At 45.9% G+C, this 1,751-nt stretch carries 1 protein-coding gene; it reads left to right on the plus strand.

Annotated features, from left to right (window positions below; all coding sequences use genetic code 11):
• On the plus strand, positions 1 to 1,751 hold a 1,751-nt coding region (gene recC, locus ACP45E_RS16270; protein WP_069585271.1), incomplete at both ends, for an exodeoxyribonuclease V subunit gamma.

Genomic DNA, 1,751 nt, shown 5'->3' on the forward strand with positions numbered 1-1,751 from the left:
GTGGATAGCCGCTTGGGAAGCCGGGCAAACGGTCGCTGAACTGGAAGGGGATCACCCTTGGCAGCCAATCTTATGGCAAGCACTTTATGACTATACGATCGAACTTGAACAGTCGCCGTATCATCGAGCCAATCTTTACGCGGAATTTATTGAAACTTTAGCGCACTACCAAGGTTCATTAAGTCACCTACCTAAACGCCTGTTTGTTTTTGGTATTTCCTCGTTGCCTCCACGTTATATGGATGCATTAAAAGCGATTGGTGAGCATATTGATGTCCACCTCATGTTTACCAACCCTTGTCGGTACTACTGGGGAGAGGTGCGAGACAAAAAATATCTGTCGAAATTGGCCGCAAAGCATCGCCAACATCTCGAGTGGCAAAATGATCACTCCGAGATTGGTGGGCAAACGGAACAGTTAAAAGGGTCACTTGCAGATAACGTTGTCGATGAACTCCATACCGATGTTGCTGGTAATAATTTGTTGGCTTCTTTGGGTAAGCTAGGGCGAGACAATCTGTTTTTGCTCTCTCAGCTAGAGTCACATGAAATCGAAGCGTTTGTTGATATCCCTAGAGATTCGTTGCTTCATCAGCTTCAGGCCGATATTTTAAACCTTGAAGAGCATCAAAACGATGAACGCCTCGATTCCAGTACCCATAAACAAGTCGTCACGTTGGATGATGGCTCCGTGTCTTTACATGCTTGTCACAGCGCTATGCGTGAAGTTGAAGTCTTGCATGATCAATTGCTTGGTATGTTTGACCACCATTCTGGTTTAAAGCCGCGCGATATCATTGTTATGGTGCCTGATATCAACGCCTATAGTCCTGCTATTCAAGCTGTGTTCGGTAACGCGCCCGGAGAACGCTACATTCCTTTTTCTATTTCTGACCGAACGGCTACCCAGGAAAGCCCCATTTTAGCGGCTTTTATGCAGTTGGTGGATTTACCGAATACACGATGCTTGGCGTCTGAACTTCTTGAGTTACTTGAAACCCCAGCCATGATGGCTAAGTTTGGCTTAAGTGATGAAGAGTTCACACAGGCAAAACGCTGGATTGAAGAGTCGGGCATCCGCTGGGGGCTTGATGCATTCACAGCAAAAGAGTTTGAATTGCCTGAGGCGACTCAAAATACTTGGCAGTTTGGCATTCAAAGGATGATGCTTGGCTACGCCATGACGGAGGATTCAGGGCTGTTCCAAATGGGTGACAACCAAAACGGTGAGTTACTGGCTCCTTATAATGAAGTGCAAGGCATACAGGCTGAATTAGCAGGAAAACTGGCACACTTCATTGAGCTGATTGGCGATTACCGTAAGAGGCTAGCGCAGACTCAATCCGTTGAACGTTGGCGAGAAACACTCAACCAGTTATTGGATGATTTCTTTACGGTTGAATTAGAAGGTGAAGTGGCTCTGGTTGCCATTCGAGATACGCTCTTTACGTTAAAAGAGCAGTTGTTCGACGCGGGGTATCATCAAGAGTTAGCCCCGAGTGTCGTTAGCTTATATCTGAACAATAAGCTCTCAGGTACTCGAATCAGTCAGCGTTTCTTAGCAGGGCAAGTCAACTTTTGTACCCTCATGCCTATGCGTTCAATACCGTTTAATGTGGTGTGTTTACTGGGTATGAATGATGGTGTTTACCCACCGAATGATATTACTGAAGGTTTTGACTATTTACAGCGGAGTTTCAGAGCCGGTGATCGTTCAAGACGAGAAGACAGCCGCTACATGTTTTTAGAAG

This window comes from Vibrio genomosp. F10 str. 9ZD137, assembly GCF_049974785.1.
In the GTDB taxonomy this organism is placed as follows: Bacteria; Pseudomonadota; Gammaproteobacteria; order Enterobacterales; family Vibrionaceae; genus Vibrio.